The organism is Xanthomonas sp. CFBP 8152 (assembly GCF_014199025.1).
In the GTDB taxonomy this organism is placed as follows: Bacteria; Pseudomonadota; Gammaproteobacteria; order Xanthomonadales; family Xanthomonadaceae; genus Xanthomonas; species Xanthomonas arboricola_B.
In genome coordinates, this window is record NZ_JACHNO010000003.1 from 614,683 (window position 1) to 637,955 (window position 23,273).

Annotated in this window: 41 protein-coding genes and 1 pseudogene; 16 read left to right on the forward strand and 26 right to left on the reverse strand. The window is 63.4% G+C overall.

Annotated features, from left to right (window positions below):
* Positions 1 to 320: 320 nt before the first annotated feature.
* Positions 321 to 596, forward strand: coding sequence for a transposase (locus tag FHT09_RS14380; protein ID WP_258077181.1), 276 nt, complete (start codon positions 321 to 323; stop codon positions 594 to 596).
* Between the two features lie 10 nt (positions 597 to 606).
* Here FHT09_RS14380 and FHT09_RS14385 read toward each other — a convergent pair whose 3' ends face one another.
* From FHT09_RS14385 to FHT09_RS14415, 8 genes and pseudogenes are all read right to left on the reverse strand, one after another.
* The gene (locus FHT09_RS14385; protein ID WP_104605278.1) at positions 607 to 1,533 is read right to left on the reverse strand and encodes a type II CAAX endopeptidase family protein; all 927 of its coding nucleotides are present in this window, start codon (positions 1,531 to 1,533) and stop codon (positions 607 to 609) included.
* A gap of 22 nt (positions 1,534 to 1,555) precedes the next feature.
* Positions 1,556 to 2,074: a helix-turn-helix domain-containing protein gene (locus tag FHT09_RS14390; protein ID WP_258077182.1), complete on the reverse strand. Its 519-nt coding sequence runs from the start codon at positions 2,072 to 2,074 to the stop codon at positions 1,556 to 1,558.
* Positions 2,075 to 2,370: 296 nt separating this feature from the next.
* A pseudogene (locus FHT09_RS20325) lies at positions 2,371 to 2,553 on the reverse strand (integrase); the annotation flags it as partial.
* A 207-nt stretch (positions 2,554 to 2,760) separates the two neighbouring features.
* Positions 2,761 to 2,970, reverse strand: coding sequence for an AlpA family transcriptional regulator (locus tag FHT09_RS14395; RefSeq protein ID WP_104605280.1), 210 nt, complete (start codon positions 2,968 to 2,970; stop codon positions 2,761 to 2,763).
* Complete coding sequence (locus FHT09_RS14400) at positions 2,967 to 3,188, reverse strand: hypothetical protein (protein ID WP_104605282.1); 222 nt, start codon at positions 3,186 to 3,188, stop codon at positions 2,967 to 2,969. The genes FHT09_RS14395 and FHT09_RS14400 overlap by 4 nt, the downstream gene beginning before the upstream one ends.
* Entirely contained in the window at positions 3,181 to 3,504 is a 324-nt protein-coding gene (locus FHT09_RS14405) for a hypothetical protein (RefSeq protein ID WP_104605284.1), read from the reverse strand. Before FHT09_RS14405 ends, FHT09_RS14400 begins: the two co-directional genes overlap by 8 nt.
* Complete coding sequence (locus FHT09_RS14410; RefSeq protein WP_104605286.1) at positions 3,501 to 3,716, reverse strand: hypothetical protein; 216 nt, start codon at positions 3,714 to 3,716, stop codon at positions 3,501 to 3,503. Before FHT09_RS14410 ends, FHT09_RS14405 begins: the two co-directional genes overlap by 4 nt.
* Positions 3,713 to 6,013, reverse strand: a complete 2,301-nt coding sequence (locus tag FHT09_RS14415; protein ID WP_221230738.1) for a DNA methyltransferase — start codon at positions 6,011 to 6,013, stop codon at positions 3,713 to 3,715. Before FHT09_RS14415 ends, FHT09_RS14410 begins: the two co-directional genes overlap by 4 nt.
* Before the next feature lie 269 nt (positions 6,014 to 6,282).
* Between FHT09_RS14415 and FHT09_RS14420 the strand changes: the two genes are divergently transcribed.
* Complete coding sequence (locus FHT09_RS14420; RefSeq protein WP_146096446.1) at positions 6,283 to 6,852, forward strand: hypothetical protein; 570 nt, start codon at positions 6,283 to 6,285, stop codon at positions 6,850 to 6,852.
* A gap of 7 nt (positions 6,853 to 6,859) precedes the next feature.
* Here FHT09_RS14420 and FHT09_RS14425 read toward each other — a convergent pair whose 3' ends face one another.
* The gene (locus FHT09_RS14425; RefSeq protein ID WP_181141251.1) at positions 6,860 to 7,018 is read right to left on the reverse strand and encodes a hypothetical protein; all 159 of its coding nucleotides are present in this window, start codon (positions 7,016 to 7,018) and stop codon (positions 6,860 to 6,862) included.
* A 68-nt stretch (positions 7,019 to 7,086) separates the two neighbouring features.
* On the opposite strand from FHT09_RS14425, the gene FHT09_RS14430 reads away from it, so the two are divergent.
* Entirely contained in the window at positions 7,087 to 7,350 is a 264-nt protein-coding gene (locus tag FHT09_RS14430; protein ID WP_146096447.1) for a hypothetical protein, read from the forward strand.
* Positions 7,351 to 7,352: 2 nt separating this feature from the next.
* On the opposite strand, the gene FHT09_RS14435 is transcribed toward FHT09_RS14430, so the two are convergent.
* The 15 genes from FHT09_RS14435 to FHT09_RS14505 form a co-directional block, all read right to left on the reverse strand.
* Complete coding sequence (locus FHT09_RS14435; protein ID WP_104605292.1) at positions 7,353 to 7,610, reverse strand: hypothetical protein; 258 nt, start codon at positions 7,608 to 7,610, stop codon at positions 7,353 to 7,355.
* Positions 7,607 to 7,807, reverse strand: a complete 201-nt coding sequence (locus FHT09_RS14440; protein WP_104600775.1) for a hypothetical protein — start codon at positions 7,805 to 7,807, stop codon at positions 7,607 to 7,609. Before FHT09_RS14440 ends, FHT09_RS14435 begins: the two co-directional genes overlap by 4 nt.
* Positions 7,804 to 8,031: a hypothetical protein gene (locus tag FHT09_RS14445; protein ID WP_104605294.1), complete on the reverse strand. Its 228-nt coding sequence runs from the start codon at positions 8,029 to 8,031 to the stop codon at positions 7,804 to 7,806. The genes FHT09_RS14440 and FHT09_RS14445 overlap by 4 nt, the downstream gene beginning before the upstream one ends.
* Complete coding sequence (locus FHT09_RS14450; RefSeq protein WP_104567268.1) at positions 8,031 to 9,827, reverse strand: lambda-exonuclease family protein; 1,797 nt, start codon at positions 9,825 to 9,827, stop codon at positions 8,031 to 8,033. The genes FHT09_RS14445 and FHT09_RS14450 overlap by 1 nt, the downstream gene beginning before the upstream one ends.
* Positions 9,824 to 10,756 (reverse strand): phage recombination protein Bet, encoded by a 933-nt coding sequence (bet, locus tag FHT09_RS14455; RefSeq protein WP_104567267.1) that lies wholly within the window; start codon positions 10,754 to 10,756, stop codon positions 9,824 to 9,826. The genes FHT09_RS14450 and bet overlap by 4 nt, the downstream gene beginning before the upstream one ends.
* A 450-nt stretch (positions 10,757 to 11,206) precedes the next feature.
* Positions 11,207 to 11,485 carry a KTSC domain-containing protein gene (locus tag FHT09_RS14460; protein ID WP_104605296.1) on the reverse strand — a complete coding sequence of 93 codons (279 nt, stop codon included), beginning with the start codon at positions 11,483 to 11,485 and terminating at the stop codon, positions 11,207 to 11,209.
* Entirely contained in the window at positions 11,482 to 12,090 is a 609-nt protein-coding gene (locus tag FHT09_RS14465; protein ID WP_104605298.1) for a hypothetical protein, read from the reverse strand. Before FHT09_RS14465 ends, FHT09_RS14460 begins: the two co-directional genes overlap by 4 nt.
* 38 nt (positions 12,091 to 12,128) lie before the next feature.
* Positions 12,129 to 12,383 (reverse strand): hypothetical protein, encoded by a 255-nt coding sequence (locus tag FHT09_RS14470; protein WP_104605300.1) that lies wholly within the window; start codon positions 12,381 to 12,383, stop codon positions 12,129 to 12,131.
* Positions 12,384 to 12,489: 106 nt separating this feature from the next.
* Positions 12,490 to 12,738 (reverse strand): hypothetical protein, encoded by a 249-nt coding sequence (locus FHT09_RS14475; RefSeq protein ID WP_104605302.1) that lies wholly within the window; start codon positions 12,736 to 12,738, stop codon positions 12,490 to 12,492.
* An 8-nt stretch (positions 12,739 to 12,746) separates the two neighbouring features.
* Complete coding sequence (locus FHT09_RS14480; protein WP_104605304.1) at positions 12,747 to 12,962, reverse strand: hypothetical protein; 216 nt, start codon at positions 12,960 to 12,962, stop codon at positions 12,747 to 12,749.
* Positions 12,959 to 13,243: a hypothetical protein gene (locus FHT09_RS14485; RefSeq protein WP_047124367.1), complete on the reverse strand. Its 285-nt coding sequence runs from the start codon at positions 13,241 to 13,243 to the stop codon at positions 12,959 to 12,961. The genes FHT09_RS14480 and FHT09_RS14485 overlap by 4 nt, the downstream gene beginning before the upstream one ends.
* Entirely contained in the window at positions 13,240 to 13,611 is a 372-nt protein-coding gene (locus FHT09_RS14490; RefSeq protein ID WP_104605306.1) for a hypothetical protein, read from the reverse strand. Before FHT09_RS14490 ends, FHT09_RS14485 begins: the two co-directional genes overlap by 4 nt.
* Before the next feature lie 222 nt (positions 13,612 to 13,833).
* Entirely contained in the window at positions 13,834 to 14,469 is a 636-nt protein-coding gene (locus tag FHT09_RS14495) for a hypothetical protein (protein ID WP_146096448.1), read from the reverse strand.
* Between the two features lie 9 nt (positions 14,470 to 14,478).
* Positions 14,479 to 14,784 (reverse strand): hypothetical protein, encoded by a 306-nt coding sequence (locus FHT09_RS14500; protein WP_184416999.1) that lies wholly within the window; start codon positions 14,782 to 14,784, stop codon positions 14,479 to 14,481.
* A 55-nt stretch (positions 14,785 to 14,839) separates the two neighbouring features.
* A complete protein-coding gene (locus tag FHT09_RS14505) occupies positions 14,840 to 15,382 on the reverse strand; it encodes a helix-turn-helix transcriptional regulator (protein ID WP_181141253.1) in 543 nt (180 codons plus the stop codon).
* Between FHT09_RS14505 and FHT09_RS14510 the strand changes: the two genes are divergently transcribed.
* A complete protein-coding gene (locus tag FHT09_RS14510) occupies positions 15,381 to 15,587 on the forward strand; it encodes a helix-turn-helix transcriptional regulator (RefSeq protein WP_146096451.1) in 207 nt (68 codons plus the stop codon). The genes FHT09_RS14505 and FHT09_RS14510 overlap by 2 nt on opposite strands.
* Before the next feature lie 131 nt (positions 15,588 to 15,718).
* Here the strand turns inward: FHT09_RS14510 and FHT09_RS14515 are convergent, their stop codons facing one another.
* Positions 15,719 to 16,273, reverse strand: a complete 555-nt coding sequence (locus FHT09_RS14515; protein WP_104567259.1) for a hypothetical protein — start codon at positions 16,271 to 16,273, stop codon at positions 15,719 to 15,721.
* A gap of 198 nt (positions 16,274 to 16,471) precedes the next feature.
* Between FHT09_RS14515 and FHT09_RS14520 the strand changes: the two genes are divergently transcribed.
* Genes FHT09_RS14520 through FHT09_RS14540 form a run of 5 tightly spaced genes read left to right on the forward strand, consistent with a single transcriptional unit; the run spans position 16,472 to position 20,028 of the window.
* Complete coding sequence (locus tag FHT09_RS14520; protein WP_047130269.1) at positions 16,472 to 16,951, forward strand: phage regulatory CII family protein; 480 nt, start codon at positions 16,472 to 16,474, stop codon at positions 16,949 to 16,951.
* Positions 16,948 to 17,139: a hypothetical protein gene (locus FHT09_RS14525; protein WP_104600764.1), complete on the forward strand. Its 192-nt coding sequence runs from the start codon at positions 16,948 to 16,950 to the stop codon at positions 17,137 to 17,139. Before FHT09_RS14520 ends, FHT09_RS14525 begins: the two co-directional genes overlap by 4 nt.
* A complete protein-coding gene (locus FHT09_RS14530) occupies positions 17,136 to 17,897 on the forward strand; it encodes a helix-turn-helix domain-containing protein (RefSeq protein WP_104600763.1) in 762 nt (253 codons plus the stop codon). Before FHT09_RS14525 ends, FHT09_RS14530 begins: the two co-directional genes overlap by 4 nt.
* Positions 17,894 to 19,390: a replicative DNA helicase gene (dnaB, locus tag FHT09_RS14535; protein WP_104605314.1), complete on the forward strand. Its 1,497-nt coding sequence runs from the start codon at positions 17,894 to 17,896 to the stop codon at positions 19,388 to 19,390. The genes FHT09_RS14530 and dnaB overlap by 4 nt, the downstream gene beginning before the upstream one ends.
* Positions 19,387 to 20,028: a hypothetical protein gene (locus tag FHT09_RS14540; protein WP_104605316.1), complete on the forward strand. Its 642-nt coding sequence runs from the start codon at positions 19,387 to 19,389 to the stop codon at positions 20,026 to 20,028. Before dnaB ends, FHT09_RS14540 begins: the two co-directional genes overlap by 4 nt.
* Here FHT09_RS14540 and FHT09_RS14545 read toward each other — a convergent pair.
* Complete coding sequence (locus tag FHT09_RS14545) at positions 20,025 to 20,624, reverse strand: hypothetical protein (protein WP_104605318.1); 600 nt, start codon at positions 20,622 to 20,624, stop codon at positions 20,025 to 20,027. The genes FHT09_RS14540 and FHT09_RS14545 overlap by 4 nt on opposite strands.
* Before the next feature lie 83 nt (positions 20,625 to 20,707).
* Here FHT09_RS14545 and FHT09_RS14550 point away from each other — a divergent pair, with 83 nt between their 5' ends.
* From FHT09_RS14550 to FHT09_RS14580, 7 genes are read left to right on the forward strand one after another with little or no spacing between them, the layout of a single operon-like run.
* Positions 20,708 to 21,103, forward strand: coding sequence for a hypothetical protein (locus FHT09_RS14550; protein ID WP_104605320.1), 396 nt, complete (start codon positions 20,708 to 20,710; stop codon positions 21,101 to 21,103).
* Positions 21,100 to 21,273: a hypothetical protein gene (locus FHT09_RS14555; protein WP_164739496.1), complete on the forward strand. Its 174-nt coding sequence runs from the start codon at positions 21,100 to 21,102 to the stop codon at positions 21,271 to 21,273. The genes FHT09_RS14550 and FHT09_RS14555 overlap by 4 nt, the downstream gene beginning before the upstream one ends.
* Positions 21,270 to 21,515, forward strand: coding sequence for a hypothetical protein (locus FHT09_RS14560; RefSeq protein WP_104605322.1), 246 nt, complete (start codon positions 21,270 to 21,272; stop codon positions 21,513 to 21,515). Before FHT09_RS14555 ends, FHT09_RS14560 begins: the two co-directional genes overlap by 4 nt.
* Complete coding sequence (locus FHT09_RS14565; protein WP_047130274.1) at positions 21,512 to 21,733, forward strand: hypothetical protein; 222 nt, start codon at positions 21,512 to 21,514, stop codon at positions 21,731 to 21,733. Before FHT09_RS14560 ends, FHT09_RS14565 begins: the two co-directional genes overlap by 4 nt.
* Positions 21,730 to 22,251: a crossover junction endodeoxyribonuclease gene (locus tag FHT09_RS14570; protein WP_104605324.1), complete on the forward strand. Its 522-nt coding sequence runs from the start codon at positions 21,730 to 21,732 to the stop codon at positions 22,249 to 22,251. Before FHT09_RS14565 ends, FHT09_RS14570 begins: the two co-directional genes overlap by 4 nt.
* Positions 22,248 to 22,496 carry a hypothetical protein gene (locus FHT09_RS14575; RefSeq protein ID WP_046735406.1) on the forward strand — a complete coding sequence of 83 codons (249 nt, stop codon included), beginning with the start codon at positions 22,248 to 22,250 and terminating at the stop codon, positions 22,494 to 22,496. The genes FHT09_RS14570 and FHT09_RS14575 overlap by 4 nt, the downstream gene beginning before the upstream one ends.
* Entirely contained in the window at positions 22,486 to 23,022 is a 537-nt protein-coding gene (locus tag FHT09_RS14580) for a hypothetical protein (protein ID WP_104605326.1), read from the forward strand. Before FHT09_RS14575 ends, FHT09_RS14580 begins: the two co-directional genes overlap by 11 nt.
* Positions 23,023 to 23,273 lie beyond the last annotated feature (251 nt).

Sequence of the window (23,273 nt, forward strand, 5' to 3'; positions counted from 1 at the left end):
TGCGCTGGCTGCAGATTTACGGCGGCACACTGACGGGCCTTCGGCGAACCACGGTTGATGGCGCTGGAGATCCGCTCGCAGGAGTGATAGGCACCCGCGACAGGCATCCGACGCCTGCGCCAGCATCGACGAGGCCTTCGGCCTGCTCTTGTCTGTGATCGGAAAACAACGGTCTATCGGGCAACAACCGGTGCGGCAGCCCGTCAGAGCTGTCTCGCTGCCGGTCGTGCGTTTCCGGGACAGGGTGCCAACCCGCCGTAAAATTGATCCAGTCATAGCCAGAGGTCTCCGGACACACGAGCCCCCCAAGGGGACCAATGATGTGCAGGAGCAAGTCCACCAAGAGCCAGATTGTCGCCACGTTGAAGCAGGTCGAGGGCGGCCGCCATGTCAAGGATGCCTGTCGCGAGCTGGGCATTTCCGAGGCGATGTATGACGTCTGGACGTCCAAGTGCGGCGGCATGGAGGCTGCCGACGTGCAACGTCTTCGCGACCTGGAGACCGAGCCCCAACTGCTACAGCACGACAGCTTGTGCGGGCTAACGCCGATCCAGTTCCGCGATCAACATCAGCCCACTAGCAATGTGCACTTTTAGCCTGCGATCTTCATTGCTTGGCGAACTGCCCCCGACGCCATGCCAGCCAGACCGTCGTAAGCCCGACTGCGAGGCAAACCAACATGGCGGGAAGCGAAGCTTCCGGACCGAATGCACCGCCGGTGAGCCATTGTGGCAGCGAGGTATTGGGCGTGCTCCGTGCAAGGGCCGGTCCAATCGCCGTGCCCGACACCGCAGCGCCGAAAAGGTAGCCTTGGGTAAAATTCCACGCAATGTGTGCGCCAATCGAGACCCAGATACGCCCTGTGAGTGCGTAGAACGCGCCCAACATCACGCCGGCTTCCAGTGCAATGCAGATGGCGGCGAACACCGTTGCATGCGCGTTGCCCAGATGGCTGAAGCCGAACACTGCGCACGACACCACGAACGCGGTCCATGGGCCGAACGCGCGCCATACCAAACGCAGCAGTACCGCGCGCATCATCAGCTCTTCCACCACCCCCGCTTGTATTGCTTTGCGCAGTGGGGTCCATGCCGATGCCGGGCCAATTACCTGGATGTCGTAAAGCCCACACAGCGCCATGATGCCCATGACGCCGGAGAACATCGCTAAGCCAGCCAGCAGACCGAGGCAGAGCTGCGGCAGCATGGGGCGCAATGCAATTTCCGACGCCTTGCGTTTTTCGGCAAGCTTCACGGCCAGCGCATAGATTCCAAGCGCCACAAGCACACCGGATAAGCCGACGAAAAATTGCATCGGCTCGTTGGTTTTTGGCCAGAATCCGCCCAGAAAGCGTGTTAGCGCACCTGCCGGAATGGCAACTAGGAAGAACAGCGGAACTGCCCAGCCGCAGGCGCGCAACCAACGGAGCCTACCCGGCCGCAGCAAACCGCGCTCGCCAAGCGCGATCAGCTGCGCATTGTGAGTGGATGCTGGGGAGGCAAGTGGTGCACTGGATTGCGTCATTGCATGCATGTGCGATTCCTCGATGCTGCGGCTATGGGGTGGTACGGATGGATGCGGCAGTTGCCGCGGCGATGCGGGATGCGAATGAACGCTGATTCAGTGCGGCAATGGCTTCGGCAAGCACGGCGGAGAGGGGGGCAGACAACTCCGTGTCAAGTTGCGCGGCCGCCGCGTTGGTTGCGGCCCATTGGCGCTGCAAGGCAGGAATCATGCGTCGGGCTTTGGGGCTGACTAGCACGATGCGCTCGCGCGCATCTGTACCCGGCTTCAACGCCACCAGGCGTTGTTTGGCCATTTGCGCAACGGTCTGGCTGGCAGCGGAGTGGGTGATGCCAATTTCCTGCGCCAGTACTTTGATGGACGCAGGACCAAGCCGCATGAGCACACGCAACACCGGTGTGTAGCGGGGCCGCCAAGCCAGCCCTGATGCGGCGTAGACGGCTTCAAGGTCGCCATCTAGCAACTCAATCAAGTGCCGGGCCAAGGTACCGAGTGTGGGAGGAGGCATGTTCATGGTTGAAATGTATAAGCGCTGTTGCAATTGCGCCATGTGCCGGAAGTATGGGGACTGGGAGTGAGCAGAGTTGCCAGCAGCGTATGCCTGGCGGTAGCGGTAGGCCTTTTTGCCTGACCCTGCTAGGCCTACTTGCGTAGTTTGCAGATGTGCCGCCGGCACCGTGCTGGTGGAAGACAGTCCTGACCGATGGGGTGGCACCAAGCACGGCCACCGGGGTGAGCGGCATCATCCAGTCGCGTTGCCTGGCAATGCCTGATTCGTCTGCATGGCCAGATGACCACAGCGGCTCTGGGCAGCTGATGAAGCAGCAGATCGACGCCGCAGCATCACCGATCGAATGCTTCCGAGAGTGCCACAGCAGTTCGTGCCACGGCCAGACGGGCAGCAGCACCAAGGGACAAGCGAACGGGACTGACAAGGTAGCGCGAGCCGATGACGGCTTGCAGGTCGGTCGGGACGAAGAAGCGCACATACAGCCCGGCAGGGCGGCGCAGAAAATAAGGCTTCGGCACGGGGTTTGATACCTCGTTTGATACCTAACGCAGGCTCAAACTGAACATCAAACCCCGAGCCTAACCTTCGCAGAATCAAGCACTTACTGCTCTCTTCCGCGATCAGATGGTGGAGGTGGGCTCTACCGCCGGCTCGCCGTAAGGCATTGAAAGGAAAGGCGTTTGCCTATCCCTTTGGGGCGAGATGCCCCCATAGGTACCCCCAGCTTAAGCAGCCTTGTCCCGCTGGGCGATTTGCTGGTTGATCCAGTCGGCGACCTCAGACTCTACCCACACCGACGACGTTCCCAGGTGGAGGGGCTGGGGGAAGGTCTTATCCCGGATGCGGCTGTAAAGGGTGGACTTCGACATGCCGACGCGCTCAAGCACATCGCGCAGCCGGAGAAGCCGCTGGGTGGTGGTTGGGGTGTTGCTCATCGCGTCGTCTCCGGTTGATTGGTGTTGCAGATAGGGCAGGGGTGCCCACGGCGGGCTTCTGTGTCGTTCTCGAAGGACATCCAGTCGCCGCAGTGGCCACACTTAGGGCAGACCATGTGGGCCAAGGTGATGTGGCCGTCATAGCCGAAGTCGTCGCCGTGCATCATCACGCGCGGCTTTGCCCGGGCAGGCTTGGTGCCGGGGAAGAGGTCAGCCATTGCAGCCTCCCAGCACTCCCCGCTCTGCGCTGCGCAGTGCTCGCGCCAGCTTTGGCGCCCACCAGGCCGGCCTGCCGATGATGGTGCCAGCGGGCATCTCACGCTCAAGCCATTGCACGAACAGCTCCGGCACGCCCGCGGCAGCAGGGGCTGCCTGCAGCTCGGAGAGGGCTTCCAGCATCTCGATCCAGTTGCGGATGGCGACCGGCGCATGGCCTTGCGTGACTTCGCAATCCTCTGCGACGCCAGCATAGTTGCGCATCGACGCGATGATGTCGGACAGAGTCGGCGTCTCGGGGGTGATGGTCGGGGTCATGCTGCTTTCTCCTGTTTCGCCAGCGCGGCGCGAAGCTGCTCGGCCTGGCCCTGGCATGTGTTGATGGCTTCTGCGCAGATGGCGCGCAGAGCCTGGTTCTCGGCGGTGACCCGCTCGATGTGGTCGGCGGCCATGGCGAGCTGCTGCCGGAGCAGATCCTTCGCCGGCTGTTTCATCCGGCGGGGCTCGCGCGGGAAGAGCTGGGGCTTCATGCGGCCCGGTCCTGCGGCTGCGGCTCCATGGTTGCGAACAGGTCCGGCATCGCCATTTCGCGTTCGGCGGCTTGCAGGTACTTCACCCCGTCCATGAAATAGGCCGTGGATAGCTCGGCGGCGCGCCCCCGGCGGCCCAGCTTCAGTGCCCGATACGGCACGGTGAACAGGCCGCCGAACGGATCGAACACGAGCTCGCCGGCGTTGCTGAAGCGTTGGATCAGACGGTCGACGATGTCGAACTGCAGCGGGCAGATGTGGTTTTCCAGACCGCGCCGCGTCTGCTCGCCGTTGAGCGTGAGCATGCGGTTGACGTCGTGCCAGACGTCCGGGTCATGGCTGCCTGGCGCCAGCGACATGAAGGTCGACGGCAGCGCGCCGCGCGCCTCAAGCTCCTCTCCGATGCGCACGTGGGTCTCGTAGTCGTAGACCTCGCGCAGCGAGTACTCGGCAAACAGCTTGGCCAGCTTGTCCGGGCCCAGCTGCGCCAGCTCGTCGGCGGTCAGCTGCCGGCGGCCGCTCGAGCGCCAGAACGCATGCGCATCGACTTGCCAGCGCGCCCGCGTGTAATCCGCCTTCTGCTTGCGCACCGGCTCGTCGGCATAGCCGCGGCTGCGATCAGTCTGCGGTTTGTGCAGCAGCACGATGTACTCCGGCGAGCCGACGCCCATCTTCGTGCCGTCCTTGCACTGCTCCGACCAGCCCAGGCGGTAGGTCTGGTTGTTCTCGCGCACCACGTCGGTCACAACCGTGATGAGGCCCATGTAATCGAAGCCGTGGGAGCGGTAGTGGAAGATCGCCTCGGCGTGGAACGGGCTGACGGTCGGCACACCGGCGCCGGTCACCGCGCCGAACTGGATCCGGTCTTTCACGTGGATGGCGGCGATGCGGCCGGGCTTGAGGATCCGTAGCAGCTGCGTGCTGAGGTGATCCATCTGCGCCCAGAAGTGCGCGTTGTCGTCGGTGTGCCCGAAGTCGTTGTAGCTCGGGCTGTACTCGTAGTGGTTGGCGAACGGGATAGAGGTCACGATCAGGTCGACGCTGTCGTCGGCCATGCCGCGTGTCTCCACCACGCAGTCATTGTTCGCGACGGTCCAGCCGGTACCGCTGGCTTCGATCCGCTCCACGCCGATCGAGCGCTGCAGCACCTGTGCCATGGCGGCCTTGCTAAGGCCGTATTCCCTGATGATCTCGCTCATTTTCTCTACCATCTCCTCGTGGCGCGTCCACTTGGCCTGCAGGCTGGCCAGCACCTCGCGCTCGCTTTCGGCGTAGACGATCCACACCTCCACCGGGTGCGCTTGCTGGTACCGCTGGATGCGGTGAATGGACTGGATGAAGTCGTTGAACTTGAAGCCGATGCCGGCATAGACCGACAGGTGGCAATGCCGCTGGAAGTTGCAGCCGCTGCCGGCGATGACTGGCTTGGCCGAGAGGATCGGGATCAATCCTTCGCTGAAGTCGATGACCGCCTGTTCACGCTCGTCGAGCTCCTGGTCGCCATAGATGCTTACCGCGACGGGGATTGCAGCCTGCAGCGCATGCCGCTCCGCCTCGAGGTCGTGCCAGATCAGCCAATGCTCATCCGGCCGTGCGGCGACGACCTGCTGCACGGCCGCCACGCGTGCGCCGAGCGTGTCGCGCTTCTCCTTCGCTGCGTTCTGCAACCCCATCGCGGCGTCGCGGAACAACTTGCCCTGGCCATCCCGCTCGGCGCCGGCCGTGTTGTGGTCCACCGGCACCTCGACGTAGTGCACGGTCAGTTCCGGCAGGTCGTAGCCCTCGTCGCTGTAGCCCAGGTCCGATGGCTTCTGCAGGAACAGCGCCCAGCTCGCGACCCATAGCCAGAACTCCCGTTCCTTGTGCGGGTAAAGCGTCAGGTTGTTGGCCTGAGTACTGTCGCGCTTGAACCAGCGGGTAAGGGCCTGGCCGGTATCCATCACTCCCAGGAAGCCTGCGTAATGGATCAGCTCTTTGTACCGGTTCGGACTGGGCGTAGCAGTCGCGACGAACCGGTACCGGACGTCATCGAACAGCGTCAGGAACTGCTGGTAGGTCTTCGACCCGAAGCTGCGCAGCACCGACGCCTCGTCCAGGCTTGCGGCGGTAAAGAGGTTGGGATCGAGCTTGCCGTCTCGCACGCTCTCGTAATTGGTCAGGTGGATGCCATCGAAGGCAGGATCCACTTCGGCGCTTGTGCGCACGAAGCGCGTCTGCAGGCCCCAGCTTGCCGGCGTCGCGGCGGAACTCCTGCCGCACGCCCAGCGGTACCACGATGCCAACCGCGCCGCCGGCATGCGCGCGCGCCAGCCGCATGATCTCCAACTGCTGCATGCTCTTGCCGAGACCGAAACGCTGGAAGAGGGCACGGCGCCCGCCGGAGAGTGCCCACACGACGCTGTCGCGCTGGTGTGGCTTGAGGATCGGGTGCACGTCGTCTGGCGATACCTCGAAGCCCAGCGACGGTGCAACTCGGACCTTCCGTTCTAGGAATGACAGATATGGATCATTCATTGCAAGCACCCATGGCAAAATCGCCATAAATGGCTTTGATAGGGGAATCAGCGTGGAAATGGTTCAAGCTGCCGGACTGGCGATCAGTTTTTTTGCAGGGGTGGGGGGATGGGTAGCGGCCGCTGCGACGTTCATCGCGGTCGTTCGCCCGGAGCGGCGCAGGAGAAAAGATGCGCAGGCTGCCGTTGTCGCTGCGGTTGATCTGTTTGCGTCCGAGTTGGTGGCTCTGCGAAAGAATCTTGGCGCGGACGGTTTGATGCTTTCCAGGGTTACTGCCGACAGCAATCCTGTTGCCGTTGCAGGGCTCGTGCGAGGCATGACCCATAGCCTGAATCTGCCGCTGATCCAAGCAACCGAAGACAGTCTGGAAACGGCATTGGTTCTGAACCGTTTGCGAAGCGCCTTGGACTATTGGAATCGTGCCATCCAAGCGATGTCGGTGACGGCTGATGACTTGGGCGGGGACTACTTCGAGTTCGTAATAAACGACATCAAAGAAGCCCATTCCAGCCTGATGCGCGAGATCCGGGCTGCAGCTCTTGTATTGCAGGCGCACCTCCCCCATCGCCGCGAATCGTTGGCGAAGATCATGGTGGAACATGACGGCTACATCGTGAGCTGATCTTGCCTTAGTCACCGCGAGCCTCCCGCTGCGCCTCGTCACGCAGCTGCTGCAGCGCCGGCAGGTGGGTGAGTCGGATCAGCTCATCGCTGGCGGCCGCTTCGCGGGCTTTGGCCAGCGCCCAGTCCAGGGCGGCGAGCTTGTCGTTTGGGTGCAGGGTGTTCATGTGCTCACCATTGAAAAAAGGCTGGAACAGTCGGACGATCGCGACGGACCTACATGGAGTGCATACAGATGGCTACAGCGCATGTTGGAAATTTCCGAATTGAGACCGTGGAAGGCGTCAATATCGAGGAGCCGGAGATCTGGCGGTCGACCGCCTTCATTCACCACAGCGATGAATCCGAGGCCGTGGAATGGATCCATGACGCTGGAGTCGCCGCGACACGCGATGAGGCTGCTCGCTTGGCACTGGAAGCAGGCAAGGTGGTTGCCGCAGACCTTTCGCCTGACGACTCGGCGAAAAGTCGGTTGGCCCGATACGAACTGAGGCGCTGACCTCACGCCGCAACTCCCATAGCGGCCAGGTCGATCTCGTCCACGCGGTCGCGCAGCTTCCGGCGCGCGTTGCGCAGGCGCTGCGCGATATAGGCGCGCGGTTCGGCGGAGGTGAATTGCAGCGAGGACATGTGCAGCGCGCCGCGGTGATCGCGGCGGAACAGCTGCCACGTCACGACGGTGCCGTTGTCGTTGGGCGTGCGGCCCCAGCACAGGCCGCGTTTGCGCTTCGGCGCGCGGCGGGTGAGGTGCTTGCTCATTTGGTTGCCGCCGATGCCGCTATGCGCGGCTTCCAGTGCGTGGGCGTGTAGTAGACGTACATGCCGCCATCCGGGAACCACCAGAGGTTTCCTCTACGCTTCAGCAGCTGCTCGTTACGAACCCCGTACTGATCATCGATCTTGGTGTGGACCACTTCGCCGTCGGGCGCACTTTCGATGGTTTGCCAAGTCCTCATGCCGCGTTCCTCAGCAGGTGAGTGCGCTGCACCGGGCCGTGCCAGAGCGCAGCGACGTTGTTGAGCCGGACCTGCTCGGGATCACGGCGGATCGGTGCGAGCCTGGTCTGCGCCCGCTTGATGTCGTTCCGGCAGAGCACACAGACGTTGACGACGCGCCCGTTCTGCACCGGAAACTCGGAATCGCTGAGCGACCTTTTACAGCTGGAGCAGACGCGCAACATCAGGCGGCCTGCTGGTAGCGGTCGGCGGCCGCACGGGCGAACACCTGCTGCATGGCGCTGAACATGGCCGGCAACTGGGCCGCGTCGTACAGCTTCGAGGCGCGCTCGATGGTCACCGGCTGGAAGCCGAGCTGCGCCAGGCCATCGGCGGTGATCGTCAGCGGTGCGATCTTTGCGTTGATGTCGCCGAGCTTGATGCGCACTACCTGGGCCGGTGCCGGCGCGGCCAATGACTTGACTGCTTGAGCGAGGGCAGGGGAGAGGTCAGCAGGAGCCGCAGCCACCGGTGCCGGTGCCGGTGCCGGTGACGACACTACGGCCGGGGCGGGAGCAGCAGCGGCGGGCGCCGGCGCAGCAGCAGCGTTACGTGCTGCCTCGGCCTGTGCATCGGCGCGGCGCTGTTCTTCCTCGCGCTCCTGCTGCTCGCGCGCCAGCTTGGCCGCTTCCTCCTGACGAATCTTCTCGCGCTGCGCTTCCAGGCGCTGCTCGTCCACGCGCTGCTGCTCGGTGATGCGCGCGGTGATCAGGTTGCGCAGATCCTCCGGCGACTTCGTGGCGCACAGCTGTACGCGGTCATGGAACAGGCCGGCGAACGCGCCCATCTCCATTTCCAGCACGCGCACGTTCGCGCGCACGCGCTCGGCCTGCTGGCTGGCGGCGATCTTGGCGTTGGCGGCAGCGGTGCCGACGGCATCCTGCATGCTGCTGATCGACTTCTTGCCCTTGATCACCGCTCCGATGTCGGCCTGCAGCGAAGCCGGTATCGCCAGCGCATGCGCATCGAGTCCCGCGTTGATGGACGCGTAGTGATCCCGCACCGCCTGCACGCCATTGGCGACGATCTGGGTGCGGCGGTTGTCCTTCTCGACCTTGACCAGCTTGTCCAGCTCCAGGCGGACGCGGCGCGCTTCGGCGGCGACGTCATCCATGGTCCGGAACACCGCATCGATGTCGGCGGTCTGGCCAAGGATCTGCTGCTTCGTCGCCTCCAGCCGCTCCTCGACGCCTTTGCACCACTTCACCGTCTGCTCGGCATTGGCGAAGTCGTCGTCGGTCTGCAGGTCGCGGTTGATGCCGTCCAGCACGGCCATTGCCGATGCCTTGAACTCGGCGAGGTTGGACGCGGTCACCATGCCGGTCACGGCGATGTGCAGCGAGGGCAGCGTGTCCGGCGCGCGGCCGCTGATCACCGGTGCCGTTTTTTCGACATGTTCGTAGGCGGCCACATCGGCCTCGAACTGCTCCCAGCCGGCGACCAGCTCGGCGCGCAGCGCGGCGTCGCTGGCGTACCAGCAGTGCCGTTCCTCGACCAACTCATCGCCGTTCCACTTCGACGCCATGAACAGAACACGCGCCGCGCCGGATACCAGAAGCTGCTGCTCCATCTGCACCTGGTAATGCTTGGGCAGGCTCCAGCCGTTGCCCTCGTCCCGCATGCACGCACGCAAGTCGTTGTTGAGACTCTTGTGCTCGAACGCGGTTTCCTCAAGCAGCGTGAGGCCGTCGAAGCTGGCCGAGTACTTGCCTTCGGTGCCGACGCATGGGTACAGATCCTCGCCGATGATCTGCTCTGCGATCGGACGTGCGAGGGCTTCGTAGCGGTGGCCATCGGCAAAGCGCTGCAGAGTGGCGTCGTCGTGTTCCTCACCGATGCCGGTGGCCACTTCGCGCACCAGCTGCGCGCGCGTCTTGTACGGGCTGCAGCCGAGCATCGCCGGCGCGTCGCTGGCGTTGAGGTGGGTGGCACGGTGGGCATGCCATTCCGGCGTGCCCTGGATCAGGTCAACGGTTTTCATGCTTTCTCTCCTTGGCCCGGGGCATCCCAATCGATGGGACCCGCATCGGCGTCTGCGCCGGTTTCGGTGGTTTCGTCAGCGATGTCTTCAGCCTGGTCGAAAGCCTCGATCGCGATCATTTGCTCTTCGGTGAGCGAGCCCTTGGTCTTCACCATGTTGATGATCTGGCTGGCAGTCTTCTTGCCGGCATTGATCAGCTCACCCCACGCCGGCAGGTTCTCCGTGAACTTGTCCGCCGGATAGGCGGCCAGCTCGGTTGCGATCTGCTTGGGTGCCTGCTCTTGGCGGATCGGCGTCGCTTCGCCTTCGAGGACGCGACCTTCCATTTCTTCGGCAGTAGGCTGCGCGCCGACGGCTTCCGGAAACGCCTTGCGCAGCGCTAGCGCCTCGGCGCACTTCTCGATCTGACCAAAGGGGCGCTTCTTCCACATCGCGTTAGGGGCATCGCTATCGCGCTTCTGCGTGGCATAGCTTTCGAGCCAATAAGCCTTGGCCGAGTAGCGCACCGGGTTGCCAGCGACCAGGCGGTACACCGCGACGCTGCACCACTCGGGATAACGCACGCGAACGCCGCCGAGAGTTTCTTCGATGGTCGGTCCGAAGGTTGCTTCATCCTGCCCTGCGTATTCGCCAGTGCGGTGCGCCTTGGTGCGATACAACTCGATGCCGGGCATGATCACGTCGCGCATGCCTGCTGGGCTGATCAGGCGGTTGCCTTGCTTCTTCTCCGGCACCCACATCGGGACGATGTGCACGGGCTTTGTCATCGGGTCCAGCGCACCAGCGCGGCAGTACGCCAGCACCATGTCGACCGATTCATCGGTGGCGCCGGGGTACAGGCTGGTCTTCAGCGCGGTGCGAATCGCCTCGGCCTGTTCTGCGGTAATCAGCTGTCCGCCGCTCGGCTTGATCTGTGCAACTGCGTTCACTGCAATCTCCTGCCGGCGGCGCCGGCGTGTTGTCGATGGGTGGAGGGGCCGGTGCTGATCTCCGGCATGTCGGTCATTGGGAGCCTGCGTTCGCGAAACGGGCCGACCCCGCTCACTGGTGCGCATCAGCCTGCGCATTCCCTCCATTGCGGAGCGGCCTGGTCTTCGATACGCAAGACATGGACGCTCGTTGATCGCAAGCCGCTCCGCTATGGATAGAGGCCGGTCTTTCCCGGCGGTCAGCGGCGTTGTATCCGCATCACTCGTTTACCCATGAGCTTTCGCTGGGGCCGGTCTTTCCCGGCTGTATAGGCTTTCGCCTCCCGCTCCTTCTTGCGCACATATCGGCGGTGCGTGCGGTTCCCTTCCTGCCTTTAACGTCTGACCTTCGAGAGTCAATGCGCGGTGCGATCGCGTCCGTGGACACCTGCCACGGATCAGGGTTTGGGATCAGGCCGCGTCGGAGAGCGGACGGTCTTCGACCTTGCGGTAGGGCCAACGCACCGCGTCGGCCTTGATCACCTTGTTGAAGTGGCCACCCTTCGACTCGGCCACCTGCAGCGCGGCGTAGTCCTCAGCGGTGACGTTGTCGTAGTGGTAGAGCGAGGTGATCTCGCCCTTCCAGTTCTTGAAGCGCACGGCCAGTGTCTGGCTGGCGGAGTCGTGGCCGATCGCCGCGATCTGGCGGCTTTCCACGTCGATCAGCGGAATGCGGACGGGCGCGTTCATGCCGCCACCTTCTTGCCGGCGTCGATCAGGCTTGCGGCTTCGGCAGCAGCTGCCGCGGTGCCCTGCGCATCCAGGGTGTCGCCGCCTTCGGTCAGATCCTCGGCAGCCTGGCCGGCGCGCTTCGGCGCGATCAGCGACAACAGCACGTCTTCGCGGATCAGCGCTTCCGACAATTCGGCCAGTTCCTGCGGGTCTACCTCAGACGAGGCGGTAAATGACATCGCCAAGCTGCCGCCTTCCTTCGGCTCGATCACGAAGCGCTTGAGCTTCACGTCGACCAAGACGATGGGATCGCCGGCTTCCAGCAGGCCGGCCAGGTGCATCTCGTAGCCGGTGAACTCGTGGCTCAGCTTCAGCGGCTCCAGTGCCGGATGCTTCACTGCGGTCAGGCCATCACCGCCGATCTGCGGCAGATCCTGCTGCTCGCCCTTCGCCGGCTTGCGGAACAGGTCGTGCCGCAGCGTGGAGTCGAACGAATCGAGCGCTTCGTTGCTGACACTCAGGACGAACTTGATGTCGGCGGCCAGCTGGCGTTCTTCGCCGTGCCGCTGGATGCGTTGGTTGACGTTGGCGATGGACGCCTCGTGCCTTTCGAGCTGAAACATTGGATACCTCGTCGGTGGTGCCGGCGGACCGGCGGGGATCAGCGGATGCCGCGGCGCGGCTGTTCCGGGAACTCGGGCGTGCTATCTGTGGCCGGCTGTGCCTGGTCGCGGTGTGCGCTCGCTCGGGCGTTGCGCCAGCTCTCCGGAACGTGCAGCGAAAGCACGAAGGCAACAATCAGCAGCGCGGAGCAGATCGCGTGCGCGTCCTGTTCGTAGGCAAAGATCGCCAGCGCGGCCAAGAACAAAATCGACTCGCCGAGGAACAGGAAGCGGTAGTAGTGGCGGCCAGTCACGAGAACACCGCCTGGGCCAGCAGCGTCAGCACAGCGCCCACGACCATGCAGACGATCGCGAACGGAATGTCCTCGCGAAGCATGTGGCGCTGGAATTCTTTGTCAGTCACGGCTGCACTTCCTTTGCCTTCAACTTGGCGATGAATGCGTTGACCTTGCGGTGGCCGTAGACCATTTCCCTGCCGTTGATCTGTGCCTTGCCAGCGCTAGGCCACCAGTCGACGCGCTTGGCGCCGAACATCCGGGAGAAGTGCCACGGTGTGTGCTGCTTCCAACCGGTCGTATCTGCCTTGCCCAGCATCTCGGCACGGTGTTCTTTCGTTGCCGCGCGTTGCGCGTTGAAGATGTCGCCCATGTCTCCCATCACGCAGCCTCCGGGCCGTCGAAGTAGGTCGTTGCCGACTGGTCCGGATCGCGCACGTGCTGCGATGCCTGCACGCGCAGAGGGCGCACGTTGTCGGGATTGAAGGTGCGCACCAGCTGCGCCACGGTGATCGCGCCATAGCCACGATCAAGCGCGATGTCGCGCACCAGGTCGGCGCCGCGTGCAGCGGTGGGGAAGGGGATGACGGCGCTCATGCCGGCACCTGCGTCGCGAGAGCCAGGTAACCAGCCATCCGCTGTGCTTGCCAGTCGTTGGGGTTGTCGATCAGGTTGTCGATCGCCCACAACGCGCCATGTAGGCCAGCGCGCTGCGTCAGACAAACCCCATCCTTCACAACCTCGAACGATCCCGGGACGCGCTGGTAGATCAGAAACCCGCGATGTTGCTTTGGCTTGGAATCCGTCGTGAATGTGGGCGTGCACTCGCTGGACAGTGCCACTTTGCCGTGCCAGGGATTGAGGTAAGTGGCGCTCATGCGGCCACCTGCCACGGCATTGCGGCAATCGGCGCCGGCGTGGCTTCGTAGACCGTCAGCATGTGCTGCACCGTTTCCAGCTTCGTGGTGCCCACGTCGTCCATGCGCCGATCGATCTCGCTGGCGATGTAGTCGGTGATGGTGGTGCGCAGGATCTCTGCCGCGCCAGCGTCGTTGCCTTGCGCCAGGTGGCCGGCGATCAGGGCCAGCTGCTCGGTCGTCAGCTCGCCCAACGCCTCGCTCAGTACGCTGCCATCGCGGTGCAGGGCCAGCGCCAGAACGTCGGCGCGCTCGTCGGACAGCTCATGCCGGCTACAGGTCGCGCAGCCGCATTGCGGGTGGTACGGGTGGCAGCGGGTGCTGGACATCTACGTTCTCCGTCGCACGTCCCCGGCGGGATCCGGGTGGTTCGTTGCGATGGATGAAAGATATCCGGAACGGGATAGCAGTGCAATCCCTAACGGGATATTTCCGGATAGGAAATATATGAACGGCGTTAGATTTGTTCATCTAATTGGACGGGGTCGATCATCGGGCACAAAAAAAGCCCCACTGGGTGGGGCTTTCGTAAAGTCATCCGATGCGCGTAACTAGAGCGATTCGGCGTGCTTCCTGTATTCGGCGTCACGTTCTCTCTGCGACCGCGCAGCCTCCGCTGAGATGAAAGCATGCGTCCTGACTATCACTGCGCGTGTCTTTCCGGTTGTGTAGTGCTGAATGAGGAGTGCCTCAGTTTTCCATGTCCCCGCCGCGTCCTTGGAGAAAGCGTTGGGCGATCCGTACTTGGACACCAACAAGCTTTGAATGCGCCCTGCATCCTCATCATTCTCCTGTGCGGGGTATGCGACGACGCTGCCCAGAAGGCCATCCTCAATACTTGCCCACGCCCTTGTGGATACACCGAGCGGCACTTGGCTCTCTTGGAACATAACGCCGATGTAGCGATCGTCTGCTGGAGGTGCTAGCTGCGATGTTGGTCCGCCACGCAGCCGATACCAACATGGGGTTTTTTCCTGAAGGCTTGGAATCTTGTAATCGCCATCCGGCCCGTATGTGCTGCACTGAAGGAAGTTAATTGGTTCGCCCAGGCTTAAGCCGAGGAAGCTTGAATCTCCACTGGTCTGTGCTGGCTTGGGGTGCTTCTGATCATCTGGAGATCTCTGATCGGCACTGCAAGCCGACAAGAGAGCAATGGCGCACATCAAAGCTGTTCGATTGAATTTCATCTTGTCCTCCTACGCGACCCAGTTGCAGCTTGCCCCTTTGACTAAGCCGCGCTCGACAAAAGGAACTCCCTCGTGCACGCATTCCACCGCGATTTCGACGCGCGACATAAGCAAGCGAAGTTCTTCATCTGAAAGGCATTCCACAATGCCAAGGTGTTCCATGGTGTCCTGACGAATTAGCCAACCGAGGTTGTATTGGGAAACAAGATCGGCCAGCCGAGCGTAGAGGACATCGCGCTGCATTGCAGTCATCTGCGGAGCCGTTCCATCTGCTCCCACAGCAAAGAGATGTCTCTTCCCCGGTTTGGCGCCCATGGCGCCAGCAACCTGACTTGCTAGCTCGCGTAGTTCCTTTTCGCTCAATCCCATCTCAACCCCGTTTGTATGCATTGGCGACCTGCGCCGCCACACGGACGACCTCCAGCTCGGATGCGTCCTCTCCAATTCCTAACTCTTGCGCCTTGACCAACGTCTCGTAAAGCACATCGGCGTAGGTGTCGTCCGACACATCAAGCATTCCTGCCTCTTTGATGATGGCGACGACTCGAACCGCCACACGAAGCATGTCCCTTTGCCGTCCCACATTCTGAGATTGAGCGGGGGGCGCTGGGTCGGCTAGGTCCGACCACATGAGTCGTTCGACATCGACCTCAAAGAAATCGGCGAGCTGCCGCATCTTGTCGGAGTTGGATTTCCGGATGCCGCTTGGCGAATCTGGATTGAGCCAGCGTTGCAGCCACGTCTGCCCAACGCCAGAGCCATCGCCCACCGCTTTCACGCTACGGCCGGCCATCAGCGACATCACATTTTTGCGCGCTCTATCCATATCCGCATGGTGCCGGAACGCATTCAGACTGTGAAACGCGGATCGGGATTGCGAAGCTATCCGGAACGGGATAGGATCAGTCCCCATGAACCCCTCCCAAGCCATCACGAAGCTCAAGCAGTCGGGACTGACCGAGGTGGCGATTGCCGCTAAGGCCGGTTCGCGGCAATCCACCATCAACCGAATCGCGCGCGGGCTGATGCAGCCCAACTGGGAGTTGGGTCAGCGGCTTGTTGATCTTGCTGCAGCTGTCCCGGCCAACCCCGCAGGGGAGGTGGCCGATGCTGCCTGACGTGAAAATCCACGCGCTGGTTGCAGCACCGCGCGGCCTCTTCGTGGAAGACCGGCACCGGGCGATCAACGTCGATGAGTTCTGCATCGGCCTCACGGAAAGCAGCTGGTTGGTGATGCGTCGCATGGCTGCTAGCCCACAGCATTTTGAAGTAGCTGAAGTGCATCAGGCGCGTGCTTCAGACCCGCGTCCACCAGCTTCATGGCGAGGTGTTTTGTGGTCTCGGCAGGCAGCTTGCGAAGCTGATCAAGCAATCGCGTCTTTTGTGTCGGGGGCAGATCCGAATCGCGAACCTTCGACTCGATCAACTGACGAAGGGTCTCCTCATGCAGCTTGATCGTGACCACGCCCAGCACAGCGCCAAGCCCGCCGTCATCCATCAGGAAGTCCATGCCGCGTGCGGTGATTTTGACCTCGCCGAGCAACATGGTTCCGTCGATGCCGTCGTAGCGCTTAGCTTCGACGAGCTTGTGCTCGTGCAGGTACCAGATGTTGACGCTGGACGCGTTGTCGTCCGCGTTTGCCCCCAACGCGCTGCCAGGCAATCCCATTGGGTAGGCCTCGGCGAGTTTCTCCAGCAGCTGTCGCTGTGCTTGTCGATTCAACAGTTCCATGTCGCCCTCCTGCGGGCTGTGCGTGTCGTAGCCGCAGCCTACCGCAAGGGGGGCGACGCCTTCCTTGGCCATGCCTCAGCCCTTCCGTAACAGCTTCACCAGCATGCGGCCGTCGACCCACCGCAGCCCAAACACGTTGCCTCCCACACGCACGATCGTCGTGACGTTTGGGGCCCTTCTTCTCGCTGACTTGATCCGTCGTTGCAGTGCGTCCATGGCGCAAAGCGTGGCGGATGGTCCCTTCACGATCCCCGTTCAGGTGTCCCGCCAATGAACATCTCCGATGCAGCACACAAGACCGTCAAAGACTATCCCGGCGGCAGCCTTGCCCTGGCTACACGCCTGATCTCGATCAACGACAAGGGCGAGGAGAAGCAGATGTCTGCGGCCGTCCTCCGCAGCAAGGTCAACCCGAACACGCGCACGCACCACCTGACCCTGGCCGAAGCCAGCGAGATCATGGGGCTGAGCGGCGACTTCCGGATCCTGCACGCGCTGGCCGCCGAGCACGACTTCATCGTCCAGCGTGCCGACGTGACGCTGGCCGGTGGCGTTGTCGAATCTCTGCTGGATGCCGGCGAGCTGAAGGGCAAGCTCTGCAAGCTCATCGCCGATTCGTACGCAGACCAGGTGCTCACCCTCAATGAGGCGAAGGCACTGGCAACGCTGTGCGGCCAGCTGCAGGCGATCTTCGGCCAGATGGCGCAGGCCGCGTTCGCCGAGGCCAAGGTCACGAGGGCCGCAGCATGATCCTGCAGCTGCTCGAGGATTGGCGCCGAGAGCGCCGCATCCGCCGCTTGGCGGAGCTACTGAGGAAGGCGCAGGGAGCCGGCAAGAAGGCCGTTGCGCGCTCTTACTGGCTCGACATGAAACGCGAATGCGAGGGCCGTAGCCATCGCCAGGTGAAGCGCATGGAGCGGGCAGGGCGGTTGGTATGAGCACGCTGATCATGTCCAAGTGCTGGCCGATGGCCATGCCGCCGTCGCCCAAGGCGGTGCTCATCTCGCTTGCCGACAACGCGAACGACCAGGGCCACTGCTGGCCCTCGATTCCAACCATCTGCGAGCGCACGTGTCTCAGCGAGCGAACAGTGCACAGCGCCATTCGCTGGCTGGAGTCCGTCGGCCTGGTCACCGCCGACCGTTCGAATGGCCGGCACACGCGCTACGTCATCACCCCCGATGCCTACGAACCCCCGCAGCAGTTGCACCCCCGCAGCAGCTGCACCCCCGCAAATGCCGCAGTCGAACCACCGCAAAATCTGCACAAACCACCGCAAATGCCGCAGTCACCCCCGCAGCAGCTGCGGTCTAACCGTAAAGAACCTATAAGCAACAACAGCGAAGCACCCGCCAGTGTTTCGTCGAAGACCCGCATGCAGACCTTCGACAGCTGGAACGCTTCGCTCGGTGACGAAGATGCAATCCGTGCTGATGACCCGGTGTTCGCTTGGGCGGAGAAGGCGGCGATCCCCGAGGAGTTCATCGAACTGGCCTGGCTGTCCTTCGCCGACCGCTACAGCGGGGATGGCAAGCGCTACGCCGACTGGCGCGCGGTGTTCCGCAACGCGGTGCGCGGCAACTGGCAGAAAATCTGGTTCCTGCATCCGATGACCGGCTACACGCTGACAACGACCGGCGAGCAGTACCGCCGAGTGCGCGATGCGGAAACGCAAGCAGGGCAGGTGGCCGCATGAGCGTCCACGATGAAATTGAGCGCATGGCCGATCTGTACGCCAGCGGCGGCGATCACCAGCCTCACCACCTTGAGCAGCTGCGCATGCCGCCGCACAGCGTGGAAGCCGAGCAGGCTGTTCTCGGCGGCCTGATGCTGGTCAACCGCGCATGGGACGACATCGCCGACCTGGTGGAGGAGGGCGACTTCTACCGCCGCGACCATGTGCTGATCTTCCGCGCCATCCGCGAGATGGCGACAGCGAACCCGCGCCGGCCGTTCGACATGGTGACCATGGGCGACTGGTTCAAAGCGCAGGGGCTGCTGGAGCAGGTGGCCGATGGCGCGTACCTGATCGAGCTGGCCAGCACCACTCCGTCTGCGGCCAACATCCGCGCCTATGCGGAGATCGTGGCGGACAAGGCGCGGCTGCGCCGGCTGATCCAGGTCGGCACCGACATCGCCAACGCAGGCTACAACCCGGACGGGCAGAGCAGCATCGAGCTGATCGGCGCCGCCCAGACGCGCATCGGTTCGCTCATGGACAGCCAGCCCTGCGAGCTGGAGGCGGTGGCTCCGGTGATGGATCGCGTGTTCGAACGCCTGGGCGAGCGCTCCCGCGACGGCGGCGGTATCCACGGCATCACCACCAGCATCGACGACCTGGATGACCTGCTGGGTGGCCTGAAGCCGGGCGGCCTGTACGTCCTTGCGGCACGCCCGAAGATGGGCAAGACCACGCTGGCGCAGAACGTAGCCGAGCACGTCGCACTGCACCTGCGCAAAGCGGTCGCGGTCTTCAGCTTCGAGATGCAGGCGGAGGAGCTGGGTGACCGCATGCTGGCATCGGTCGGCGGCATCGATGGCAATCGGATCCGCTCCGGCGACCTGGACGACGTGGACTGGACGAACGTCACTAGCGCGATGCGCAAGCTGCGCGCGGCGCCGATCTTCGTCAGCCGGCCGCGCCGTGCACGCGTCGAGCACGTCAGCTCGCAGGCGCGCCAGCAGCACGCACGCACGCCGCTGGGCCTGATCGTCATCGACTACCTGCAGCTGATGGAGATCCAGGGCGACAACCGCGCCAACGGCGTCGGCGATATTAGCCGCGGCCTGAAGCTGCTGGCCGGCGAGCTGGGTGTGCCTGTGCTGCTGCTCTCTCAGCTCAATCGCAAGCTAGAGGACCGCCCCGACAAGCGCCCGCAGCCTGCGGATCTGCGTGACTCCGGATCGATCGAGCAGGACGCCGATGCGGTGATCTTCATCTACCGCGACGAGGTGTACCACCGCGACAGCCGCTGGAAGGGCACCGCCGAGCTGCTGGTTCCGCTGCAGCGCAGTGGCCCGCCTGGCGAGGTGCGCGTGCTCTACATGCCGGAGCGCTTCAAGTTCCAGAACCTACCCGAGTACTGGGAGCCAGCGCCGGTCGAAAGCGACGACGGCAAGCCGGTCCCGCGCCCGCGCGGCTTCCGCAGCCTCACTCCGCGCGCGCCGCGGCAGGACGTCGACGCATGACCATGACTGCTGCAGCAAAGAAGATCCGCGCCAAGCGCGCATCGCGTCCCATCTATGCGCTGATCGAGCGCGTGGTGGTGATGGAGACCGGCGAGGAGCGGCTGGCCATGCTCGCCGAGCATCCGGTCGACCGCGAGCTGATGAAGCAGCGCGGCTACCGGCGCGGCCAGGAGGTGCGGCTGGAGATCAAGGCGCCGCGCGACGCTTGGCGTCACCGGCTGCTGCACAAGATCGGTCAGCTGATGGTTGAGAACGTCGAAGGCTGGGAGAACCTGGACAGCCACGAGGCGATCAAGCGGCTGCAGCGCGAGGCGAACGTCTGCTGCGAGCAGATCGACATGGACGCTACGCCGGTGGTCGCTGCTGTGCTCGCCGCGTCAGATGCAGCCTTCGGACCTGGCGCCGCGAAGCTGCTGCGCGAGGTCCTGCCGAGGATCGAAACGATCCCCGTCACCGTCGCGCGGTCGCTGGCGTTCGACTCGATGGATGAGGACGAGTTCCGGCGGCTGTTCGAAGGCATAACGCGCCACATCGGCAGCGCCTACGCGCACGTGCTGATCAACGACGTGCTCACCGAGTTCTGGATGATAGCCAACGGGCAGGGCACGCAGCCAGCGCCAACACGGAGGGCTGCCTAATGGAAACCGCGAATTCTTGTCATACGAAGTTCTCGGAACTTCCTCTTGAGCAGAGCAGTAAGAGGTGTGGAGTCGAACTCAGCCTGTACAGCAAAGGCTTGGTTGTAACTAGTGAAAAGGGAGTTTTGAGCATTCCCCAGTTTGTCAAACCAATCGGCCACTTCCTCACGAGCCTTGGGCACCTCTTTCTTCAGCAGCTCGGCCACTATTTCGCAGGCCGTAGCTGCATTGTGAAGGGGGACCAAGAGGCGTGCGTCCACCACATTTTCCAGCGGAACCGCGCGAAGCGATTGTCCGTACAACTCGAAGATCTTTGCTTGGGCGCTGTAGACGAGGTCGCGAGGCTCCTCTTTGGCGCCGCCCTGGAAAAACGTCTTTATTCGACCAGCCTGCATGGCAGCCTGCACGATTCGTTGGACAAAAATTTCTGTTTTCCGTGCCACGAGGCGCTTTTCCTGGCCTCCTGCAAGCCTCGCAGCGAAATAAATGGCCAGGGCGGCAAGCATTGCTTGGAGGAAGGCCGCCCAGACAGACCATGCCTCGGGCAGTTCGCAAAACTTCCAAATTACTGGGACGCAAAGCTGCGTGTCGCTCATATGTATTCGTCCTTGTCTTGGCTTCACAGGATGCATGCTCGGGCCACCCCACTCAATGAATTTCATTCGACGGGGCTGCCGTCATGAAACGGGCGATCAAGCCCGCCACCAGATCCGAGCAGGCCTATCAGGATGCCGCGCGTGCACTCGGCTGTGTCGTCTGCCGCTGGCGCATCGCCGCCGGCCTGCAGCGCTCCATCCAGTGCGGCGACACGCAGATCCACCACCGGAACCTCGGCGACCTGCACGGCCAGAAGCAGATTGGCCAGCACGCGGTCGTCGCGCTCGGCGCCTGGCACCACGACGGCGACCAGATGCCCGGCATGACCCGCGACCGCATGCGCGAGGTCTTCGGACCCAGTTTCAAGCACCACGCCCGCGAGTTCCGCATCTGGACGTTCGATGTCCTGGGCGGCCGCGGCACTGAAGCCTGGCAGACCTACCAGGACCAACTACTCAACATCCCGAGGGCAGCATGAACCAGCAGCAATACGAGAACGCCCGGCTCGCCGGCCACCGCGCGCGCCAGGCCAGCAAGAAGCGCGACGACTCACCGAAGTACGCCATGGGCGAAGAGGGCGCACTGCTCCGCGAGGCCTGGCGCGAGGGGTGGGATGAAGCCGATGCAGAGCGGAGGAAGGCGGCATGAGCATTCAGCAGTCAGCGAAGCTGATCTCGAACGGCGATCAGCGTGTGGAGAGTCTGACCAAGCGCGAAGAGTTCGCGAAGGCGGCGATGCAAGGGATCGTCGGCAGCATTCAGAGCGAGGACGGCTACAACCGTGTGGCGCGGCATGCGGCCGTGAACGACATGAAGGTCAGCCAGTGGATTGCGCACGACGCGGTGAAGCAGGCCGACGCGCTGCTGGCCGAACTGGAGAAGCGGCCATGACCGCCACCCCGATCCGATTCGAGGGCAAGGTGTTCGCCAGCGTCGCAGAGTTCTCGCGCACCTATCCGGCCTATGCGCGTTGCGTCGATGCAATCCGCGACGGCGCCGACACGATTGCCGAGGTGGAGCGGCGCGTCGCCGTCGGCAAGCAGAAGGCGATCGCCAGTACACGCGAGCGGGCGCAGCAGGCCTATGCGCTGAAGGCGGGTGCGCGATGACCCTGCGCGTGGTGTTCGGAATTGACCCCGGCATGTCCGGCGCCGTGGCTGCACTGATCGACGGCGAGGCTGGCCCGATCCTGGACATGCCGACAATGACGGTCGGCAAGAAGCAGGAAGTCGATGCGCGTGCGATCGCGGTCTTCATCCGCGAGATCCGCAGCCAGCACCCGGGCGCGGTATTCGCGGGATGCGTGGAGCGGGTGCGGGCGATGCCGCCGAAGGACGGCCGACAGGCCGGCGCGCAATCCTCGATGAACTTCGGCGAGAGCTACGCCAAGGCCAAGGCGGTGCTCGAGGTGATGGGCATCCCCTTCAGCCTGGCCGAGCCGCAGAGCTGGAAGCGCCATTTCGGGCTGATCGGGAAGGACAAGGATGCATCGCGGCAGCTGGCCATCCGCCGCTTCCCGTCCGCCGCGCCGCAGCTGCAGCGCAAGAAGGACGACGGCCGCGCCGAGGCGCTGCTGCTGGCCCTGTGGCACGAGCAGAAGAACCAGCCGGGAGCCCTCGCTGCATGACGCTCAACCCGACGAACCTGAGCCGGCCCGAGGCCTACTACGAGAAGCTGCTGCGGAAGCGGTACGCGGCGGCAGTGCGCAAGCGCGGGCTGTGTGCGTTCTGCAGCTGCCGCGATCGCACGCTGGGGATCGTGCACTGCCAGGGCAACGAAAGCAGGCAGATGGGGATGTGCCAGGACGACGGCAGGCTGCCGCAGTTCCGGCTGGATGATGAAACGTTGGAGGAATTTCGCCATGCGGCGTAATGAAGATCCGCTGCTCGCTGAGCTGCGCCGGTGGGGATACGCCCACGCAAACCGCTACACCCTGAGCCGCGCCGACCGCAGCCGGCACGTGCTGGAGAACGCCAAGGACTATGCGCCGAAGACGGTGGAGCGGGCCTTCTGCGAGTTGGTCGAGCGAGATGGCCGGCAGCGGCGGCGCTTCATGGCCGAGCGGGCAGGGCTGACGGCGCTGGGCGAGATACCGGCCTGGGCCGTAGATCCGGTGCGCGCGCGGAACGATGCCGACCGGCCGCACGACAATCCGGAGGTCGCCGTCGACATCGGCATTCCCGACGACCTGCGGTGGATCGACCGGGCGCTGGCTTCGATGTCGAGGCAGTTCCCGCTTCGTGTGCTGGTGATGCGCACCGAGTTCACCGTTGCGGCGAGTCAGGCTGTGAAGGCCCGCATGGTGGCAGAGCAGTACGGCGGCACGGTTTCGATATGGCAGTACCGACGGGAGCTGCAGCGCGGGATAGACTTCATGGGCGGCAGGATCGCCGCGTAATTGCGAGATAAGAAAATGTCAGCCAGCAGCGAGGAAATTGCACGCGATATCGTGGTTGCCGCCATCGCAAACCGTACGACGGTTTGGAATGGACTAGAACTGGCCCAGCTATACAGGCAAGTTCTCACGGCGGTTGGTGAAGCCTCCCGCGCTGAAAGCGACGCTCATAGAGCGCACTACTCTGTGCGTTAAAGGGCTTGACATGTTGCACACTCAAATGACTTAATTCTGCAACTGTCAGAAGTTCCCCC

Coding starts and splice junctions, on each gene's coding strand:
- dnaB (WP_104605314.1), top strand. CDS start 17,894: ATGAGCGTCCACGATGAAATTGAGCGCATGGCCGATCTGTACGCCAGC.
- FHT09_RS14540 (WP_104605316.1), top strand. CDS start 19,387: ATGACCATGACTGCTGCAGCAAAGAAGATCCGCGCCAAGCGCGCATCG.
- FHT09_RS14525 (WP_104600764.1), top strand. CDS start 16,948: ATGATCCTGCAGCTGCTCGAGGATTGGCGCCGAGAGCGCCGCATCCGC.
- FHT09_RS14445 (WP_104605294.1), bottom strand. CDS start 8,031: ATGTTGCGCGTCTGCTCCAGCTGTAAAAGGTCGCTCAGCGATTCCGAG.
- FHT09_RS14505 (WP_181141253.1), bottom strand. CDS start 15,382: ATGGGGACTGATCCTATCCCGTTCCGGATAGCTTCGCAATCCCGATCC.
- FHT09_RS14435 (WP_104605292.1), bottom strand. CDS start 7,610: ATGAGCAAGCACCTCACCCGCCGCGCGCCGAAGCGCAAACGCGGCCTG.
- FHT09_RS14545 (WP_104605318.1), bottom strand. CDS start 20,624: ATGAGCGACACGCAGCTTTGCGTCCCAGTAATTTGGAAGTTTTGCGAA.
- FHT09_RS14475 (WP_104605302.1), bottom strand. CDS start 12,738: ATGGGCGACATCTTCAACGCGCAACGCGCGGCAACGAAAGAACACCGT.
- FHT09_RS14440 (WP_104600775.1), bottom strand. CDS start 7,807: ATGAGGACTTGGCAAACCATCGAAAGTGCGCCCGACGGCGAAGTGGTC.
- FHT09_RS14550 (WP_104605320.1), top strand. CDS start 20,708: ATGAAACGGGCGATCAAGCCCGCCACCAGATCCGAGCAGGCCTATCAG.
- FHT09_RS14510 (WP_146096451.1), top strand. CDS start 15,381: ATGAACCCCTCCCAAGCCATCACGAAGCTCAAGCAGTCGGGACTGACC.
- FHT09_RS14520 (WP_047130269.1), top strand. CDS start 16,472: ATGAACATCTCCGATGCAGCACACAAGACCGTCAAAGACTATCCCGGC.
- FHT09_RS14450 (WP_104567268.1), bottom strand. CDS start 9,827: ATGAAAACCGTTGACCTGATCCAGGGCACGCCGGAATGGCATGCCCAC.
- FHT09_RS14430 (WP_146096447.1), top strand. CDS start 7,087: ATGGCTACAGCGCATGTTGGAAATTTCCGAATTGAGACCGTGGAAGGC.
- FHT09_RS14515 (WP_104567259.1), bottom strand. CDS start 16,273: ATGGCCAAGGAAGGCGTCGCCCCCCTTGCGGTAGGCTGCGGCTACGAC.
- FHT09_RS14495 (WP_146096448.1), bottom strand. CDS start 14,469: ATGAAATTCAATCGAACAGCTTTGATGTGCGCCATTGCTCTCTTGTCG.
- FHT09_RS14425 (WP_181141251.1), bottom strand. CDS start 7,018: ATGAACACCCTGCACCCAAACGACAAGCTCGCCGCCCTGGACTGGGCG.
- FHT09_RS14465 (WP_104605298.1), bottom strand. CDS start 12,090: ATGTTTCAGCTCGAAAGGCACGAGGCGTCCATCGCCAACGTCAACCAA.
- FHT09_RS14385 (WP_104605278.1), bottom strand. CDS start 1,533: ATGCATGCAATGACGCAATCCAGTGCACCACTTGCCTCCCCAGCATCC.
- FHT09_RS14415 (WP_221230738.1), bottom strand. CDS start 6,013: ATGCCGGCGGCGCGGTTGGCATCGTGGTACCGCTGGGCGTGCGGCAGG.
- FHT09_RS14410 (WP_104605286.1), bottom strand. CDS start 3,716: ATGAAGCCCCAGCTCTTCCCGCGCGAGCCCCGCCGGATGAAACAGCCG.
- FHT09_RS14490 (WP_104605306.1), bottom strand. CDS start 13,611: ATGTCCAGCACCCGCTGCCACCCGTACCACCCGCAATGCGGCTGCGCG.
- FHT09_RS14395 (WP_104605280.1), bottom strand. CDS start 2,970: ATGAGCAACACCCCAACCACCACCCAGCGGCTTCTCCGGCTGCGCGAT.
- FHT09_RS14405 (WP_104605284.1), bottom strand. CDS start 3,504: ATGACCCCGACCATCACCCCCGAGACGCCGACTCTGTCCGACATCATC.
- FHT09_RS14570 (WP_104605324.1), top strand. CDS start 21,730: ATGACCCTGCGCGTGGTGTTCGGAATTGACCCCGGCATGTCCGGCGCC.
- FHT09_RS14390 (WP_258077182.1), bottom strand. CDS start 2,074: ATGGCGCAATTGCAACAGCGCTTATACATTTCAACCATGAACATGCCT.
- FHT09_RS14560 (WP_104605322.1), top strand. CDS start 21,270: ATGAGCATTCAGCAGTCAGCGAAGCTGATCTCGAACGGCGATCAGCGT.
- FHT09_RS14380 (WP_258077181.1), top strand. CDS start 321: ATGTGCAGGAGCAAGTCCACCAAGAGCCAGATTGTCGCCACGTTGAAG.
- FHT09_RS14580 (WP_104605326.1), top strand. CDS start 22,486: ATGCGGCGTAATGAAGATCCGCTGCTCGCTGAGCTGCGCCGGTGGGGA.
- FHT09_RS14565 (WP_047130274.1), top strand. CDS start 21,512: ATGACCGCCACCCCGATCCGATTCGAGGGCAAGGTGTTCGCCAGCGTC.
- FHT09_RS14530 (WP_104600763.1), top strand. CDS start 17,136: ATGAGCACGCTGATCATGTCCAAGTGCTGGCCGATGGCCATGCCGCCG.
- FHT09_RS14500 (WP_184416999.1), bottom strand. CDS start 14,784: ATGGGCGCCAAACCGGGGAAGAGACATCTCTTTGCTGTGGGAGCAGAT.
- FHT09_RS14555 (WP_164739496.1), top strand. CDS start 21,100: ATGAACCAGCAGCAATACGAGAACGCCCGGCTCGCCGGCCACCGCGCG.
- FHT09_RS14575 (WP_046735406.1), top strand. CDS start 22,248: ATGACGCTCAACCCGACGAACCTGAGCCGGCCCGAGGCCTACTACGAG.
- FHT09_RS14480 (WP_104605304.1), bottom strand. CDS start 12,962: ATGAGCGCCGTCATCCCCTTCCCCACCGCTGCACGCGGCGCCGACCTG.
- FHT09_RS14485 (WP_047124367.1), bottom strand. CDS start 13,243: ATGAGCGCCACTTACCTCAATCCCTGGCACGGCAAAGTGGCACTGTCC.
- FHT09_RS14400 (WP_104605282.1), bottom strand. CDS start 3,188: ATGGCTGACCTCTTCCCCGGCACCAAGCCTGCCCGGGCAAAGCCGCGC.
- FHT09_RS14460 (WP_104605296.1), bottom strand. CDS start 11,485: ATGAACGCGCCCGTCCGCATTCCGCTGATCGACGTGGAAAGCCGCCAG.